Source organism: Thioclava sp. FR2 (genome assembly GCF_051200875.1).
Classification (GTDB): Bacteria; Pseudomonadota; Alphaproteobacteria; order Rhodobacterales; family Rhodobacteraceae; genus Pseudotabrizicola.
On sequence record NZ_CP195191.1, the window covers coordinates 530850 to 547486 of the forward strand.

Genomic DNA, 16637 nt, shown 5'->3' on the forward strand with positions numbered 1-16637 from the left:
GAAAGCAGACAGAGCGGCAAGACTTGGTGGGGCGGGCCGTTGAACAGGATGACAGAAAATGGCGAAGATCGCACGGCTGGAAACCTTCTCGACTGAATTTCTGGCCTTTGTACGCGTCACTTGTGACGATGGCAGCTTTGGCTGGGGCCAGACCTCGACCTATAATGCCGATATCACGGCACAGGTCTTTCACCGCCAGATCGCGCCTTGGGCGCTCGGCGCGGATCCGATGGACATTCCGAGCTTGATCGCAAAGATCGAGCGCAGGGAACACAAATATCCTGGCACCTACCGTTGTCGGGCGATGGCGGGTCTGGACACAGCGCTTTGGGACTGGCGCGGGCGGGCCGAGGAAAAACCGGTCGTCGCATTGCTTGGTGGAACGCCCGGTCCTTTGCGCGCCTATGCCTCGTCGATGCGGCGCGACATCACGCCCGAGGCAGAGAGCGAACGCCTGAAACGGCTTGTCGGAGAGCAGGGCTTTGATGCGGTCAAGTTCCGCATCGGGGCGGAATGCGGCGCGGATGTGGATGAATGGCCGGGGCGGACCGAAGCGATCATTCCGCATATGGCGCGGGCCATGGGGGCAGGGATTGATCTGCTGGTGGATGCCAATTCCGGCTTTACCGTGCCCCGCGCGATCGAGATCGGACGCAAGCTTCAGGACCATGGGATACAACATTACGAGGAACCTGTGCCCTATTGGGAACTGGAGCAAACGGCGGAAGTGGCCGCTGCTGTCGACATCGACGTGACGGGAGGAGAGCAGGACTGGGACATGGCCACATGGCGTCGGATGATCGCCTTGAAGGCGGTGGACATCGTTCAGCCCGACATCATGTATGTGGGTGGTCTTCATCGCAGCCTAGAGGTGGCCCGGATGGCCGCGGCGGCGGGTCTGACCTGCACACCCCATGCGGCCAACCTTTCCCTCGTCACGCTTTGCACGATGCACATGCTCAAGGCACTGCCGAATGCCGGGAAATACCTCGAACTCTCGATTGAAGGCGATGACTATTACCCATGGCAACGCGGCCTTTTCCAGAATGACCCGTTCAGGGTCGAGGCCGGCCGCGTCACCATTTCCGACGCCCCCGGCTGGGGTGTCGAAATCAACCCGAACTGGCTTTCCAATGCCACCCATCAGGAAACCAAAGCCGAAGGTTTCCGCCCGTCGGCCTATCAGGCGCTTTACCAAAAGCTCTGATCGGTCCTCTTTTCTGTCTTTAAATATCCTCGGGGGGCAGGGATTTCGCCTGCGAAATCCCGATAGGGGGGCAGACAGCCCCCCTGCCAGATCACGGATTTGCGCCTCAGGCGGTCAGCTTGGCCAGCACCCGCGCCCAAGAGCGGATGCCCTTGTGGAAACATTCCACGTCATATTTCTCATTGGGCGAATGGATCTGGTCGTCATCGCGGCCAAAGCCCAAGAGCATCGCGTCCATGCCAAGAATGGTCTGGAAATAGCCAGCAATCGGGATCGACCCGCCGCAACCAACATAGGCGGCCGGGCGGCCCCATTCTTCGGTCAGGGCGGCGCGGGCGGCCTCGAAGGCCGGGTCGTCGATCGACATGATGCCTGCGGGGCCTGCGCCATGGCCGTGGAATTCGACGGTGCAATCCTCCGGAACCTGCTCACTGACCCAAGCGCGAAAGTTCTCGCGAATGGCAAAGGGGTCTTGCTCGCCCACAAGGCGGAAGCTGACCTTGGCATGGGCTTTTGACGGCAGAACGGTCTTGAATCCGTTTCCGGTATAGCCGCCCCAGATGCCGTTGATTTCGGCGGTCGGACGCGACCAGATCATCTCCAAGGGGGTGCGGTCCTGTTCCCCTGCCGGAATAGACAGGCCGACATCGCCCAGGAATTTGGCGTGGTCAAAGGCCAAGGCCTGCCATTGGCTGCGAATGGCATCAGGCAGTTCGGTCACGCCGTCATAGAAATGGGGCACCGTGATCCGCCCGGTGTCATCATGCATATTGCCAAGGATGCGAGACAGGACGCGGATCGGGTTGATGGCGGCACCGCCATACATGCCGGAATGCAGGTCTTTGTTCGGGCCGGTGATTGTGATTTCTTCGCCCAAGAGGCCCCGCAGCATGGTGACAATGGCGGGCGAGGTGTCCTCAAAAAGGCCTGTGTCGCAGATCAGGGCGATATCGGCGGTCAGTTCTTGGGCATTTTCCTTCATGAAGGGAATCAGCGAGGGCGACCCCGATTCCTCTTCGCCTTCAAGAAAGATCGTCAGACGGCAGGGCAGGGTGCCATATTCTGCTTTCCAAGCCCGCAAAGCCTCGAGGAAGGTCATCAGCTGGCCTTTGTCATCCGATGCTCCGCGTGCCCGTATGACGCGGCCTTTCGGGCTGTCCTGAATTTCGGGATCAAACGGGTCACGGTCCCAAAGCGACAGTGGATCGACGGGTTGCACATCGTAATGGCCGTAGAACAAGAGGTGCGGGCCGCCCTCGCCGCCATGGGCCACGACCATCGGGTGACCGGGGGTGGGACGGCTGGCCGCGTCGAAACCCAAGGTTCTCAAGTCTGCAACCAGCCAGTCTGCAGCGCGCGCGCAATCGGCCTTGAACTCTGGGTCAGTTGAAATCGACGGGATTCGCAGCAGGTCCATCAGACGATCAAGCGCCTGTGGGAGATCCTCATCAATGCGGTTCAGGATGGATGACAAAGACATGGGGCCTCTCGGATCTCGTGGAAAAGTGAATTCGGCCAAAGCCTATCAGGTGGTCCGGGACTGTCCAGAGGCGGCAAGGTGGTGTAAAGCCCAGCCGGAATTCGCGGTCAGGCTCTGGAGAGGTTGAGATGTTCGACAAGCGTAAAATGGGGCTGCTGGCATCGGTTGCGGCCCTTGGACTTGGGGCGACGACGGCCGTGGCCCAGCAGGTTGCCGTGGAAGAAGCGGCGTTGGGAAAATCGACTGTCCGGCTTTATGTCCACCCGTTCCTGACGGCGGATGAACTGACAACGTTGCGTCTTGTGATGACCAATGAACAGGCCTTGGCGCTGTTTGTGCCAAACTCTGCCGGCCACGCCGCCTTGGCTGCGGCCCCGGGCGAAGGGGTGATCCGGGATGGCAAGCCGGTTGCCTCGGCGATTGCCTTGGCAGACCTTCCAGATCCGGCCTCGGCGGCCAAAGCGGCGTCTGCAGCCTGCGATCAGGCAAAGACAACCAAATCGCCTTGTGTGGTCGTGCTGGAAATCGCTCCCAAGAATTAAGGCGTGACATATTCATATATAGTGAATATGAAATAAAGCCGGGAGTGGCAAATTGCCTACTTTTCCCGCATCTTTAATTGACGCAAGTCAAGGTTTCCAAGCTGCGGCACGGTTTAAGTGCTGGCAACCCGATCGTAAACGGGACCGAGCCAAGGAGATAGACGATGAACTATGAAGCCGCCCTCGACACCGCTCTGCAGCGTCTGCATGACGAAGGGCGTTATCGGACCTTCATCGACATTGAGCGCCAAAAAGGCCAGTTTCCCCATGCGACCTGGACCCGCCCGGATGGAAGCCAGAAGCCAATCACCGTGTGGTGCGGCAACGACTATCTGGGCATGGGGCAGCATCCGGTTGTCCTGAACGCCATGCACGAAGCCCTTGATGCGACAGGGGCAGGTTCGGGTGGCACGCGCAATATTTCAGGCACGACCGTTTATCACAAACGTTTGGAAGCCGAGATTGCCGATCTGCATGGCAAAGAGGCCGCCTTGGTCTTTACCTCGGCCTACATCGCCAATGACGCAACGCTTTCCACACTGCGGACGATTTTCCCCGGTCTGATCATCTATTCGGATGCGCTGAATCACGCTTCGATGATCGAAGGCGTGCGCCGTGGCAACGGCCAGAAGCGTATCTTCCGCCACAACGATGTGGCTCATCTGCGTGAGTTGCTGGAGGCCGACGATCCGGCTGCGCCGAAGTTGATTGCCTTCGAATCGATCTATTCGATGGACGGCGATTTCGGGCCGATCAAGGAAATTTGCGACATCGCAGAGGAGTTCGGCGCGCTGACCTATATTGACGAGGTCCATGCAGTTGGCATGTACGGACCCCGTGGGGCAGGGGTTGCAGAGCGTGATGGCCAGATGCACCGGATCGACATTATCAACGCCACGCTGGCGAAGGCCTATGGCGTTTTCGGCGGCTATATTGCTGCAAGTGCGAAGATGGTGGATGCGGTACGCTCTTACGCTCCGGGCTTTATTTTCACCACTTCGCTGCCACCCGCTGTGGCCGCAGGTGCCGCTGCCAGCGTGCAATTCCTAAAGACGGCCGAAGGGCAAAAACTGCGTGATACCCAGCAGTTGCATGCCCGGATCCTGAAAATGCGGCTGAAGGGGCTTGGCCTTCCGATCATTGACCACGGGTCGCATATTGTGCCCGTGCACGTCGGCAACCCCATCCATTGCAAAATGCTGTCGGACATGATGCTGGAGCATTACGGGATTTACGTTCAGCCGATCAACTTCCCCACAGTTCCGCGTGGAACGGAACGGCTGCGGTTCACGCCGTCGCCCGTACACGACCCCAAGGAAATCGACGCATTGATCGGCGCGATGGACCAGCTTTGGCAGCAATGTGCGCTGAATCGCGCCGAAGCGAGTGCCTAAGCACATCTCGCATGTGCAAAAGCTCTTGAGCTATGCTAGTTTCTGGCCCAAACGAAAGCAGATGAGTCGTCCCTAAAGGCGACTCGGGGGACACGGGAACTTCATGAGGCAGGTCGTATGATCGGGCGGAGGAACAAACCTTCGACGACAGAAGCGGACAAACCGAAAGGCTTTGACGATTACGACCTGCGTCTTGGCGACGTGATGCGGGGCGAACGGGCAACCCTCGGCAAATCGCTTCTGGATGTTCAACGGGAATTGAAGATCAAGGCGGCCTACATCGCCGCGATCGAAAATGCCGATGTGACTGCATTCGAAACGCAAGGTTTCGTTGCGGGCTACGTCCGGTCATATGCGCGCTATCTGGGGATGGACCCGGATTGGGCGTTCCAGCGGTTCTGCCATGAGGCCAAGTTTGAAGTGGCCCATGGAATGAGTGCCGCTGCCTCGTCTACGGCAAAGGCCGCTGCCCGTGCCCGCAGCACGCAGGACTTCCGTGACCCGTTGGCGAACCCGAATGCCACGTTTATTCCGCGCAGCGAAAGCGTGTTTTCGCGGATTGAACCCGGTGCCGTCGGTTCCTTGGTGGTTCTGGTCGCGCTGATTGGGGCCATTGGTTATGGTGGCTGGTCAGTGCTGCAAGAAGTGCAGCGGGTTCAGCTGGCCCCTGTGGATCAGGCCCCGGCTGTCGTGGCCGAAATTGACCCGCTGGGCAATGTTTCCGGCTCGGCGCCTTTGGTGCGTTCTGCGCCGGATGCACAAAATGAAACCGACCTCGCTGCCGCAGACCCTGTGGCGCAGGCTGAAAAGATTGACCGTCTTTATCGCCCGCAGGCCTTGGATGTGCCCGTGCTGACGTCGCGCGATGGTCCGATTGCCGCGATCAATCCTCGGGCAAGCGGTGCTTTGGCTGGCGATATGACCAATGCTGTTGCCGCAGCGGTTTCCGAGGCGATGGCTGCGGAAACGCCGGTTCAGGTGGTTGCCGAGGCCCAGCCGGGCGTGGAGCTTTTGGCCGTTCGCCCGTCATGGGTGCAGGTGAAGGCCGCCGATGGTACGGTGCTTTTTGAAAAGATCCTTGATGCCGGCGAACGCTGGGCCGTTCCGCAGTTGGAAGATGCGCCTGTGTTGCGCGCAGGTAATTCGGGGTCGGTCTATTTTGCGGTGAACGGCAAGACCTTTGGTCCGGCTGCCCCCGGTGCTCAGGTTGTCAAGAACGTGGCCCTTTCGCCAGAAGCACTGACCGAAAAATTCGCTGAGGCCGATCTAAATGCTGATCCGGAATTGGCGGCCATCGTGAATGTCGCTGAAGTGGCGGTTCCGGCACCGCTGTCGGAATAAGGTTTTCACGATTTACGGAATACGTGGCCACCTCATTGCGGGGTGGCCTTTCTCGTTCTATCTAGGCCCTGAAAGCTGAAGGAACCGCCCAGATGAGCCACAATCCCATTCGTCCCTGGCGCAACATCTATCGCCGGAAATCGCGCCAAATTCGCGTGGGAAAGGTGCTGGTCGGGGGCGATGCGCCCATCAGCGTGCAGACGATGACCAATACGCTGACGACCGACATCAAGGCCACCATTGAACAGGTGCAGCGCGCGGCCATTGCCGGTGCAGATATTGTGCGCGTTTCGACCCCGGATGAGGAAAGCACGCGGGCGCTGAAAGCGATTTGCGCCGAAAGTCCCGTGCCAATCGTCGCGGACATCCACTTTCACTACAAACGGGCGATTGAGGCAGCAGAGGCAGGGGCAGCTTGCCTGCGGATCAACCCCGGCAATATCGGCGATGCCAAGCGTGTGGCCGAGGTGGTGCGGGCGGCCAAGGATCATGGCTGTTCGATCCGGATCGGGGTCAATGCCGGATCCTTGGAGAAGCATCTGCTGGAGAAATACGGCGAGCCTTGCCCGGATGCGATGGTCGAATCCGGTCTGGACCATATCAAGCTTTTGCAGGATGCCGATTTCCACGAATACAAGATCAGCGTGAAAGCGTCTGACGTCTTCATGGCCGCAGCAGCCTATCAGCAATTGGCTGACGCGACGGATGCACCCATTCACCTCGGGATCACCGAGGCAGGCGGGTTGATGTCTGGCACCGTGAAATCGGCCATCGGTCTGGGCAATCTGCTTTGGATGGGAATTGGCGATACGATACGGGTTTCCCTCTCTGCCGATCCGGTCGAAGAGGTGAAGGTTGGGTTCGAGATCCTGAAATCCTTGGGTTTGCGGACACGTGGTGTGCAGATCATTTCCTGCCCATCTTGCGCCCGTCAGGGCTTTGACGTGATCAAGACCGTCGAGGCACTGGAAAAGCGGCTTGAACATATCAAAACCCCGATGAGCCTGTCGATTATCGGCTGCGTGGTGAATGGCCCGGGGGAAGCGCTGATGACCGATATCGGCTTTACTGGCGGCGGGGCAGGGTCAGGGATGATCTACATGGCAGGTAAGCAAAGCCATAAGATGTCGAACGAGAAGATGGTGGATCACATCGTCGATCTGGTCGAAAAGCGCGCGGCCGAACTGGAGGCGCAAGACCAAGCCGCCGAATAAGCGGACGACGAGGCAATGAAAAAGGCGCGCTGTGTGGCGCGCCTTTTTCTATTCTGAAGCAGTGATCGCCCTTATTTCGGGGCGATCATCATCACCATCTGGCGGCCTTCCAGCTTGGGCATCGACTCGACCTTGCCTGCATCGCCGACATCGGCAGCAACCCGGTTCAGAAGTTCCAGACCCAATTCTTGGTGCGCCATTTCACGGCCACGGAAGCGCAGGGTCACCTTGACCTTGTCGCCTTCGCCCAGAAACTTCATCACAGACCGCATCTTCACATCATAGTCATGGGTATCGGTTCCGGGACGGAACTTGATTTCCTTGATCTCGATGATCTTCTGCTTTTTGCGGGCTTCGGCTTCGCGCTTTTGCTGTTCATACTTGAACTTGCCGAAGTCCATGATCTTGCAAACCGGCGGCTCGGCGTTCGGGCTGATTTCGACCAGATCAAGTCCGGCCTCTTCTGCCATAGCCATGGCGCGAGCTGGGGTGACCACTCCGACATTCTCGCCATCAGCGCCGATCAGGCGGATTTCAGGAGAGCGAATGCGGTCATTGATACGGGGGCCCGTTTCACGCGTCGGCGGGGCATTGTGGGGTCTGCGAGCTATGGTGATCGTCCTTCTGTCGCTATGATTTGGGCTGGGAAGATAAACGTCGAAGGCGTTGCGTTCAATGGCATTCCGGTAGGGAAATGAGCCTCATTTCGGCGGATTTGAGCCGCGAGTGGAAATTTTCCCCCTGTGATCACCGCTGCGATGCAGCAAAGGCTCTTTTCAAGCCCGCGCTCGACTGCCATATCACCAAGCAGACCGGGGGTTTTCCCGGATAAGGGGAGCTATGCTATGAATAAGTCCGTTGTGATTGGTGCCGTAGTGCTGGTTCTGGCTGCTGGTGGCTATTACCAGTTCAGCTATGTGCCGGCCCAGAAGGCTGCAGCTGAAGCTGCTGCTGCTGCCGCCGCGGCCGAGGAGGCTGCGAAGAAGGCCGAAGAAGAGGCCGCTGCCGCCAAGAAAGCCGAAGAAGAAGCCGCTGCCAAGGCTGAAGAAGAAGCTGCTGCCAAGGCTGCTGAAGAAGCTGCTGCTAAGGCTGCCGAAGAAGCTGCTGCCAAAGCCGCAGCTGACGCCGCTGCCGCTGCGACGGCTCCGGCTGCTGACACTGCAGCCGCGCCTGCGACCGAAACTGCACCGGCTACGGAAACTGCACCGGCTACGGAAACTGCACCGGCTACGGAAGCTGCACCGGCTACGGAAGCTGCGCCTGCTGCGGAAGCTGCACCTGCTGCGGAAGCTGCTCCGGCCGCTGATGCAACGGCCGCTCCGGCTTCGGATGCCACCGCCGCTTTGGATCCTGCCAATTTCAATGCCGACGCGATCAAGTCGCTGATTGATGGCTCGTCCGTTGACGATGTCACCAAAGCAACGCTGAAATCGGCCGTCGACGCGGCTGCCGCCAACCCGGTTCTCGTGGAAGGTGTGATTACTCAGGTCAAGAACGCACTCGGCCTCTGATCGCGAAACTCGATCCAAAATTGAAAGGCCGCCCATTCGGGCGGCCTTTTGCATTTCATCGGCTCGGCTTGTCTGCTTTGCTACATCCCATGCGGTTGAATGCGAAAAGCTGCCACGTTGGCGCGGCAGCTTTCTTGTGGTTCTGGGAAAAATCCGGCCCGAGGGTCAAATGCCGTCGCCGACAAAGGCTTTTTCGACCACATATTCCTTCGGATCAGAATTCGCGCCCTCACGCAAGCCAAAGCCCTCGAGGATCGCTTTCACATCAACGTTGAAGGCAAGACTGCCGCACACCATCGCACGATCGGTGGCCGGGTCCATCGGTGGAAGGTTCAAATCCGCAAAGACTTTGCCCGAGGACAGGTTGTCGGTCACACGGCCCATGTGATGAAATTCTTCGCGGGTCGTGGTTGGGTAGTAAAGCAGCTTGCCTGCTACCATTTCACCAATCAGCGGATCGTTCTGAAGGTTTTCGACCAGCTGACGGCCATATTCCAACTCTGCCACTTCGCGGCAGGTATGCATCATGATGACCTGATCGTATTTTTCATAAGTCTCAGGGTCACGCATAAGGCTTGCAAAGGGCGCAATGCCGGTGCCAGTGGCAAGAAACCACATCCGCTTGCCGGGCAGCAAGGCATCATGCACAAGCGTACCAACGGGCTTAGGGCGCAGGATGATTTCTTCGCCGACTTTGATGTGCTGAAGTTTCGAGGTCAGCGGACCGTCCGGCACCTTGATCGAATAGAACTCCAGCCCCTCATCCCAATTTGGCGAAGCGATGGAGTAGGCGCGCAACAGTGGCTTGCCGTTCTCTCCCAAGAGCCCGATCATTACGAACTCGCCCGAGCGGAAGCGCAGGCTTGCAGGACGTTCGACTCGGAAGGAAAAGAGCCTGTCAGTCCAATGCTTGACCTCGGTCACGACAGCGGCGTCGGGCAGATGTGGCTTGGCTGGCTTGGCAGCGGGGGCAGTCATTGTGGCAAGCTCCGTCATGGTCTTGACCTTTCATAGGCCGAAGCAGCAGCAAGAGAAACCCTTGCCCACTGCGGCAGATTTTCATTTGTGTGCATACGAAAATTTCGAGGTTCTGTCCAGCATCAGGCCCGGAGGCGAGATTGGTAGTCGTGCGCTTTCCAATTGGCCCGGAAGATCCACTGTTCTTCCGGCTGACGTTGCGCCAATTCCTCTGGAATCTCGACAGAGTCAAAGCCAACACGCCGGGCCATCGCATATTGGTCGGCGATGACAGGACCAGTGGCTCTCAGCTCGCCAGTGTAGCCCATCATCCGCAGACGGCGGGCGATGGTAAAGGCACGGCCATCCGAAAAGGCGGGGAAAGAAATCCGGATCAGGGTGATCTGGTCCAACTGTCCTTCCAGCAGCGCCGGATCGTCTGTATGCGCCAAGTCGACACTTCCCTGATGCTGGGAAAGATCGGCCAAAGTGACAGAATTCACGGCTTCGGACGGGCGAAAGCCCCGATCGGTGACGATGATGCTCATGCTTGTTCTCCGGTCCAAATTCCTTTGAAGGAATTTGCAAATTTCGTGGAAGAAATTTGCTTTTTCATCGCGCTTTTCATGCTGCGCTGTCCTTCTTGATGCGTACGGCCTTGCCATCAATGAAGTGGATGCCGCATTCGGTCTTGTTGCTGCCACGCCAGCGCCCCGAGCGCGGGTCTTCTCCCGGCTTAACCGCGCTGGTGCAAGGCGCGCATCCGATGGATGGATAGCCTTTTGCGACCAATGGGTGGCGGGGCAGGCGGTTGTTGATCATGTATTCTTCCAGATCCTCACGGCCCCAATGGGCCAGAGGATTAACCTTGATCCGCGTGTCCCCTTCGGCTTCGAAGAAGTTCACAGCTTCACGCGTCGCGCCCTGATAGCGCTTGCGGCCCGTGATCCAGCCATCAAATTCGCCAAGCGCGCGTTCCAGTGGTTCAACCTTGCGGACATGGCAGCAGGCATCGGTGTTGAACTGATGAAGCGTGCCATCCGGGTCTTCGAAATTTACCCGCACCGGGTTTGCCCGGATCGTCCGAATGTCGCAGAGGTGCAGTTTTTCGGCGACCTCGCGCTGATAATCCAGCGTTTCCTGAAACAGCATCCGCGTGTCGATGAACAGAACTGGTGTTTCGGGCGCGATGACCGAGACAAGGTGAAGAAGAACGACCGATTCCGCCCCGAAGGACGAGACCAGGGCCACGCGGCCCAGATCAGCGTCTTTCAGGCTGTGTTCCAGCACAGCCGTGGCCGAATGGTGGCGATAGCGCGCATTCAGCGCCGCCACACGCTCGGCCACGTCGCCTGTGTGAAGGTCACGCGGCATCCCGTTGGCCCTCTGCTTCGTACAGAGCGGCCTTGAACGGCTCTAGTCCCACGCGCCGGACAGCTTGCAAGAAGGTCTCGGCGCTATCCGAACGGACTTCCAGATAGGCGCGCACGATCCGTTCGATCGCCGGAACGATTTCGTCATAGGCGAAACCTGGGCCCATCTTGTCACCGATGCTGGCGTTTTCGGTGCCATCGCCTCCCAGAGTGATCTGGTAGTTTTCGACGCCCGCACGGTCGAGACCCAGAATGCCGATATGGCCGACATGGTGATGCCCGCAGGCATTGATGCAGCCCGAAATCTTGATCTTCAGCGGACCAACTTCATGCTCCAGATCCAGTTCCTTGAAACGTTCCGCGATTTGCGTCGCAATCGGGATCGACCGCGCCGTGGCAAGGGCGCAGTAATCCATTCCGGGGCAAGCGATGATGTCAGAGATCAGGCCAACATTGGCCGTGGCAAGCCCGGCTTTGGACAGGGCGGCATGGATCACCGGCAGATCTGATTTGTGGACATGCGGCAGGATCACGTTCTGCTCGTGACTGATGCGAAGTTGACCATGTCCGTATTTCTCGGCCAGATCGGCCATCAGGCGCATCTGGTCGCTGGTCGCGTCGCCCGGCGTTTGGCCATGAGCCTTGATGCTGATCGTGACGATCGCATATTGGTCGTTCCGATGGGCCGACAGGTTCGTATCTGCCCATGACCGAAAGACCGGGTCAGCCTTGTAGAAGGCCTCATAGGCGTCAGTCGGCGCATTGCGGAAGGCAGGGGCGGCGAAGGCCTCTTTGATCTCGGCCAGCAGTTTTTGATCATTGCCACCGAAAAGCCGCCGCATCTCGATGAAACGCTCCTCGATCATCCGGGAAAGTTCTTCTTTTCCAGTCTCATGCAGGGTGATCTTGATGCGCGCCTTATACTTGTTGTCGCGGCGGCCAAGCGTGTTGTAGACGCTGAGGACGGCTTCGACATAGGGCAGGAGGTCTTCGACTGGCACGAAGTCGCGGACGGCTTGACCAATCAATGGTGTGCGGCCAAGGCCACCGCCAACCAGAACGGTAAAGCCGACTTCGCCCTTGTCATTCTTGACCAGACGAAGGCCGATGTCATGGGCGGCGGTGACGGCACGATCATTCGGGCTGCCAGTGATGGCGATCTTGAACTTGCGCGGCAGGAACTGGAACTCAGGGTGGTCGGTTGACCACTGCCGCAGCAATTCGGCATAGGGGCGCGGGTCTTCGACTTCGTCGGCGGCGGCGCCGGCGAAATGGTCCGAGGTCACGTTGCGGACGCAATTGCCCGAGGTCTGGATGGCGTGCATCTCGACATCGGCCAGGGCTGACAGGATCGCCGGCACATCGGGCAGTTTGGGCCAGTTGAACTGAATGTTCTGGCGGGTGGTGAAGTGGCCATAGCCCTTATCCCAGGTGTCAGCGATATAGGCCAACTGGCGCATCTGGTTCGGGTTCAGCGTGCCATAGGGAATGGCCACACGCAGCATGTATGCATGCAGCTGAAGGTACAGACCATTCATCAGGCGAAGCGGACGGAACTCCTCTTCTGTCAGGCTACCGTCAAGGCGACGTTCAACCTGCTGGGTGAACTGGGCCACGCGGGCGCGGACAAAGGCTTCGTCGAAGTCATTGTAATTGTACATGTTCTTGCCCTCAGCCTGCCAAGTCGGCTTGCTTGCCGTGGTTGTAGTTCGAAGGGCCGCGCGTGCGGAATTCTTCGCGGAAATGGGTGGGTTCTGGGCCGTTCGGGCCGGGCTTTGCATCGGCAAGGTAGGGTCCGACGACGTAAAGCTTTTGTGCCGTTGCGTGCAAAAGGCGCATTTGGGCATGAGCCTCGTCTTCAATTAGCTCGGCCTCTGAGTGCTTTTGTGTCCAGCGATCATCAGCGGTCAGATAGACCACGTCGCCTTCGCGGAGGCGGTTGGCGGTGACGACTTTGGGGGTGAATTGGCGGCTCATGCTTGGGCCTCTTTCAGTTCGGAAAGGGTTAACGCGGCCTGGCGTGGGGCGAGGCCAAAAAGGATGACGGCGGGGCCGGAACAGAGCGATACGGCATCGGTCAAAGTGGAGAGAGTCACGCCAAAAAAGCGCTGATCCGGACGGCTGACATTTTCGACAACCGTCACCGGCGTTGCGGCATCGGCCCCGTGCATCATCAGGCGGCCCTGAATGAAGCGGGCGGACTTCTTGCCCATATAGATCGCGGCAACTTCGCCCTTGCGGGCAAGGCCGCGCCAATCCTGTTCAGCAAATCCAGCCATGTCATGGCCCGTCACGATCCGCAGGCTGGCATTGCGCCCGCGCCGCGTCAGGCTTTGCCCGATGGCCGCGGCGGCAACGGTGGCGGCTGTCAGGCCCGGCAGGACACGGAAAGGCAGGCCAACCGCCTCGATCGCCTCGATCTCTTCGTCCAGACGGCCGAATATGTTGCAATCTCCGCCCTTTAGACGCAGAACGCGGTCGCCTGAAAGGCCATGCTGAACCAGCAAGGCGTTGATTTGCGACTGCTCGGTCGAGGGGCCGAAGCCCTCTTTGCCCACGTCGATCCGGCGGACATGAGCCGGGATCAGGTCAAGGATCTCTTGCCCGACGAGACGGTCATAGATGACAACATCCGCCGTTTGCAGGGCGCGATAGGCGCCAAGCGTCAGGTGATCGGCCGAACCCGGACCCGCGCCGACAAAAGTGACGGCGGGAAGATTGGATGTCTGGATCGGCTGGTCGAACATTGGCTATCCCTGCTTTTCTGCACTGCAATATAGGATATTTTCCCATGTTTTGGCCATTGGGCCTTGCAGATAAGGACGTTTGTTCTAGTGTGGCGGGCAATTCATGCGGAAATTCCGCGAAACGGGGGATCAGGCGAATGGCAGCCCAATTGGACGAGTTGGACCGGAAAATTCTTGCAGAGCTGCAAGGGGATGCCAGCCAGTCACTGGACGAGATTGCCCGCAAAGTGGGGTCGTCGAAGACGCCTGTCTGGAACCGAATCCGCAAGATGAAAGACATCGGGGTGATCACCCGGCAAACGGCCATTCTGGACGCCGAGGCGCTGGGGCTGGAGGCCTGCTTTTTCGTGCTGATCCGCACCAGCGAACATGAGGCGGAATGGCAGCGCAAATTCTTGAAAACGCTGAAGGAACGCCCCGAAGTTCTGGAGGCGCATCGGTTGGCGGGGGATATTGATTACATCCTGAAAGTACGGGTCAAAAATGCCCGCGCCTATGACACGTTCTATCAGGCGCTGATTTCAGAGGTGAAGATCTATAACGTGACCGCGCTTTTGAGCATGGAAGAGATCAAATCCACCACCGTTCTGCCACTTTAGATTTGGCCCGTTCTGGCGGGCGCGACTCGGCGGGTTGGGGCCAGCCAGACCCCCAAAAACGGCGATGCACCTTGCGTACACCCCCTGTACACCCCCCGTGCAGACGGCGTGCTGCCCGTTAGCGTGTGACGATCAGCCGTTCCAGCCCGTGGAAATGATAGAGGTTGGCAAAGCGCGGCTTGCCTTTTAGCCGCAGGTTCGGAAGGCGTTGGAACAGAATGGGCAGGGCGGTTTGCAGTTCCAGCCGTGCCAGAGGTGCGCCGACGCAGAAATGAAGCCCCGCGCCAAAGGTCACATTCGGCTTGTCCGGTCGGGCGGGCAGAAACTTCGCGGGCCTGTCCCAGACCGAAGGATCGCGGTTCGCCGCCCCCAGCAGCAGTGCCACCTGATCCCCGCGATGGAAGGTGTGGCCCATAACCTCGATATCTTCATAGGCCCAGCGGGTGAACATATGCAGCGCCGGATCAAAGCGCAGGATTTCCTCGACCGTGCCTTCCACCCGATCCGGTTCTAGCATCTGGGCTTCGGTTTTGGTTTCCAAAAGCAGTTTCACGCCATTGCCGATGGTGTGGACCGTCGCCTCATGCCCTGCGTTCAGAAGGAGGATGCAGGTGGTGATCAATTCATCCGTCGATAGCTTTTCGCCTTCGCTTTCTGCGGCGATCAGTTGGGTGATGAGGTCATCTGCCGGTCTGGCGCGGCGTTCGTTCACATAACCCCGCAGAAAGTCGGAAAACTCGGTCGCGGCGGTGGCGGCATCCAGTTCCATCTGGTGCGTGCGGCGGGCCTGATACATGCCGACCATCGCATTGGACCATGCCAGAAGCTGGTCAGCCATTGTTTCGGGAACCCCCAGCAGGCGGGCGATGACAATGACGGGAATAGGTTGGGCAAAGGCGCGGATCAGATCAACCTCGCCTTCTGGCATCTGGTCGATCAGGTGATGGGACAGGGCGGCAATTTCGGGCTGCATCCCGGCAATGCGGCGCGAGGTAAAGGCGCGCAGAACAAGGCTGCGCAGGCGGGTATGGCGCGGCGGTTCCAGTTCCAGCATGGAATGGGCCTCGACCGCGTAAAACGGGGCCGTATGAGGTGCGATCGGTTGCGCCTTTTCGGGCGGCACTTCGCGGCCAAAGCGTCGGTCGCGGAAAATCGCGTGGCAGGCGGCGGCCGACGGGGTGCAGATCATCCCGTAATCTTCCCAAAAGAACAGCGGCCCCGCGGCGCGGGCGCGTTCATAAAAGGGATAGGGGTTCTGGACGAAATCGGGATCGGTCGGGGATTGTGACAGGCTTTGCATGGGCCGAGTTAGCCCCGGCGCGCGGGCAGACGCAAGAGCCCTTGGGCCACCATGACCCCCAGCACCACGACAGCGGCGCCGATGGCCTGCATGGGCTGCCACGCGCCGCCAAAGGCTAGGGCGATCAGCATGACGTAGAAGGGCGCCGCGTTGATGTGGAGCGCGGCAAGGCCAATGCCCAGCGACCCCACCGACCAGACCCAGAGCAATTGGCTGATGGCCATCGAAAAGACGGCAAAGATCACAAGGGCCAGCCCTTCGCGGGGGCCAAGGGCCGCCCAGTCCGGGCCTGCGGCGCCCAGTCCGGCGGCGACGAGTGCGATCAGCGTGGCCGACAGACCTGCGCCCGCCACCGTGGCCGATGTGCGGCCAAGGGGGGTCATCTCTGGAAGCGCGGTGACGGAAAAGCGGGAGGCGAGGGTGTAGAGCAGGACAGAGCCAAGGCAGAACACCGCGCCAAGGCCAAGCGAGAGACCGAGTTTCTGACCGCTGAGGGCAAGGATGCCGCCCAAGAGCGAGAGGAGGACGCCAAGGATCAGCGAGAAGCGCAATTTGCGGCCATCCAAGGCGACCTCAAGCGCGATGCCGACCACGGGCAGGGCGGCCGAGATGATGGCGACGGTGACCGCATCGGTGCGGGCCTGACCAAGGATCAGAAGGCTTCCGGCGATGGTCAGCATCGTGCCGATGCCGATGGCGCGGAGCCAAGGCGCACGGCGCAGGGTGGCGGGGCCTTCGACAAGCGCCCAGACAAGGGTCAGGATCAGCCCGGCAATGCCCATGCGCGCCGCCGTCAGGGGCAGGGCGGGAACATGCGGGATAAGCACATCCGCAACCGGCAGACCCGCAGCCCATGAAAACATCGACAGCGTGCAGAACAGATTGGCGGTCAAAAGGCCAGAGCGGGGGGGAGCGATCAGGGTCATGCCCTGTCATCCGCCCCCCGGCCTGAAAACTCTGTCCTGCGGGCGA

General features: G+C 59.5%; 17 protein-coding genes. 7 read left to right on the forward strand and 10 right to left on the reverse strand.

Features of this window, described 5'->3' with window-relative positions:
- Positions 1-58: 58 nt before the first annotated feature.
- Complete coding sequence (locus ACSBLW_RS02475; protein ID WP_435258660.1) at positions 59-1207, forward strand: mandelate racemase/muconate lactonizing enzyme family protein; 1149 nt, start codon at positions 59-61, stop codon at positions 1205-1207.
- A 106-nt stretch (positions 1208-1313) separates the two neighbouring features.
- Here the strand turns inward: ACSBLW_RS02475 and ACSBLW_RS02480 are convergent, their stop codons facing one another.
- Complete coding sequence (locus ACSBLW_RS02480) at positions 1314-2687, reverse strand: M20/M25/M40 family metallo-hydrolase (RefSeq protein WP_435258661.1); 1374 nt, start codon at positions 2685-2687, stop codon at positions 1314-1316.
- Between the two features lie 128 nt (positions 2688-2815).
- Here ACSBLW_RS02480 and ACSBLW_RS02485 point away from each other — a divergent pair, with 128 nt between their 5' ends.
- From ACSBLW_RS02485 to ispG, 4 genes are all read left to right on the forward strand, one after another.
- Entirely contained in the window at positions 2816-3229 is a 414-nt protein-coding gene (locus ACSBLW_RS02485) for a hypothetical protein (RefSeq protein WP_435258662.1), read from the forward strand.
- A gap of 164 nt (positions 3230-3393) precedes the next feature.
- Positions 3394-4623 (forward strand): 5-aminolevulinate synthase, encoded by a 1230-nt coding sequence (gene hemA / locus ACSBLW_RS02490; protein ID WP_435258663.1) that lies wholly within the window; start codon positions 3394-3396, stop codon positions 4621-4623.
- A gap of 117 nt (positions 4624-4740) precedes the next feature.
- Positions 4741-5964 (forward strand): helix-turn-helix domain-containing protein, encoded by a 1224-nt coding sequence (locus ACSBLW_RS02495; RefSeq protein WP_435258664.1) that lies wholly within the window; start codon positions 4741-4743, stop codon positions 5962-5964.
- 92 nt (positions 5965-6056) lie between these two features.
- Entirely contained in the window at positions 6057-7178 is a 1122-nt protein-coding gene (gene ispG, locus ACSBLW_RS02500) for a flavodoxin-dependent (E)-4-hydroxy-3-methylbut-2-enyl-diphosphate synthase (protein ID WP_435258665.1), read from the forward strand.
- Positions 7179-7249: 71 nt separating this feature from the next.
- Here the strand turns inward: ispG and infC are convergent, their stop codons facing one another.
- A complete protein-coding gene (infC, locus tag ACSBLW_RS02505; RefSeq protein WP_435260024.1) occupies positions 7250-7855 on the reverse strand; it encodes a translation initiation factor IF-3 in 606 nt (201 codons plus the stop codon).
- Between the two features lie 168 nt (positions 7856-8023).
- Here infC and ACSBLW_RS02510 point away from each other — a divergent pair, with 168 nt between their 5' ends.
- The gene (locus ACSBLW_RS02510) at positions 8024-8689 is read left to right on the forward strand and encodes a hypothetical protein (RefSeq protein WP_435258666.1); all 666 of its coding nucleotides are present in this window, start codon (positions 8024-8026) and stop codon (positions 8687-8689) included.
- Between the two features lie 165 nt (positions 8690-8854).
- Here ACSBLW_RS02510 and ACSBLW_RS02515 read toward each other — a convergent pair whose 3' ends face one another.
- From ACSBLW_RS02515 to cobA, 6 genes are all read right to left on the reverse strand, one after another.
- Entirely contained in the window at positions 8855-9685 is an 831-nt protein-coding gene (locus tag ACSBLW_RS02515) for a ferredoxin--NADP reductase (protein ID WP_435258667.1), read from the reverse strand.
- A gap of 104 nt (positions 9686-9789) precedes the next feature.
- Positions 9790-10194 carry a DUF934 domain-containing protein gene (locus ACSBLW_RS02520; RefSeq protein WP_435258668.1) on the reverse strand — a complete coding sequence of 135 codons (405 nt, stop codon included), beginning with the start codon at positions 10192-10194 and terminating at the stop codon, positions 9790-9792.
- Between the two features lie 76 nt (positions 10195-10270).
- Positions 10271-11020 carry a phosphoadenylyl-sulfate reductase gene (locus tag ACSBLW_RS02525; RefSeq protein WP_435258669.1) on the reverse strand — a complete coding sequence of 250 codons (750 nt, stop codon included), beginning with the start codon at positions 11018-11020 and terminating at the stop codon, positions 10271-10273.
- Positions 11010-12680: a nitrite/sulfite reductase gene (locus ACSBLW_RS02530; protein ID WP_435258670.1), complete on the reverse strand. Its 1671-nt coding sequence runs from the start codon at positions 12678-12680 to the stop codon at positions 11010-11012. Before ACSBLW_RS02530 ends, ACSBLW_RS02525 begins: the two co-directional genes overlap by 11 nt.
- 10 nt (positions 12681-12690) lie before the next feature.
- On the reverse strand, positions 12691-12996 hold the full coding sequence (locus ACSBLW_RS02535) for a DUF2849 domain-containing protein (protein ID WP_435258671.1): 306 nt from the start codon (positions 12994-12996) through the stop codon (positions 12691-12693).
- Entirely contained in the window at positions 12993-13766 is a 774-nt protein-coding gene (cobA, locus tag ACSBLW_RS02540; RefSeq protein WP_435258672.1) for a uroporphyrinogen-III C-methyltransferase, read from the reverse strand. The genes ACSBLW_RS02535 and cobA overlap by 4 nt, the downstream gene beginning before the upstream one ends.
- Positions 13767-13903: 137 nt before the next feature.
- Here cobA and ACSBLW_RS02545 point away from each other — a divergent pair, with 137 nt between their 5' ends.
- Positions 13904-14365 carry an Lrp/AsnC family transcriptional regulator gene (locus ACSBLW_RS02545; RefSeq protein WP_435258673.1) on the forward strand — a complete coding sequence of 154 codons (462 nt, stop codon included), beginning with the start codon at positions 13904-13906 and terminating at the stop codon, positions 14363-14365.
- Between the two features lie 118 nt (positions 14366-14483).
- Here ACSBLW_RS02545 and ACSBLW_RS02550 read toward each other — a convergent pair whose 3' ends face one another.
- Both ACSBLW_RS02550 and ACSBLW_RS02555 read right to left on the reverse strand, forming a co-directional pair.
- On the reverse strand, positions 14484-15665 hold the full coding sequence (locus tag ACSBLW_RS02550; RefSeq protein WP_435258674.1) for a cytochrome P450: 1182 nt from the start codon (positions 15663-15665) through the stop codon (positions 14484-14486).
- 8 nt (positions 15666-15673) lie between these two features.
- Positions 15674-16591: a DMT family transporter gene (locus tag ACSBLW_RS02555; protein WP_435258675.1), complete on the reverse strand. Its 918-nt coding sequence runs from the start codon at positions 16589-16591 to the stop codon at positions 15674-15676.
- Positions 16592-16637 lie beyond the last annotated feature (46 nt).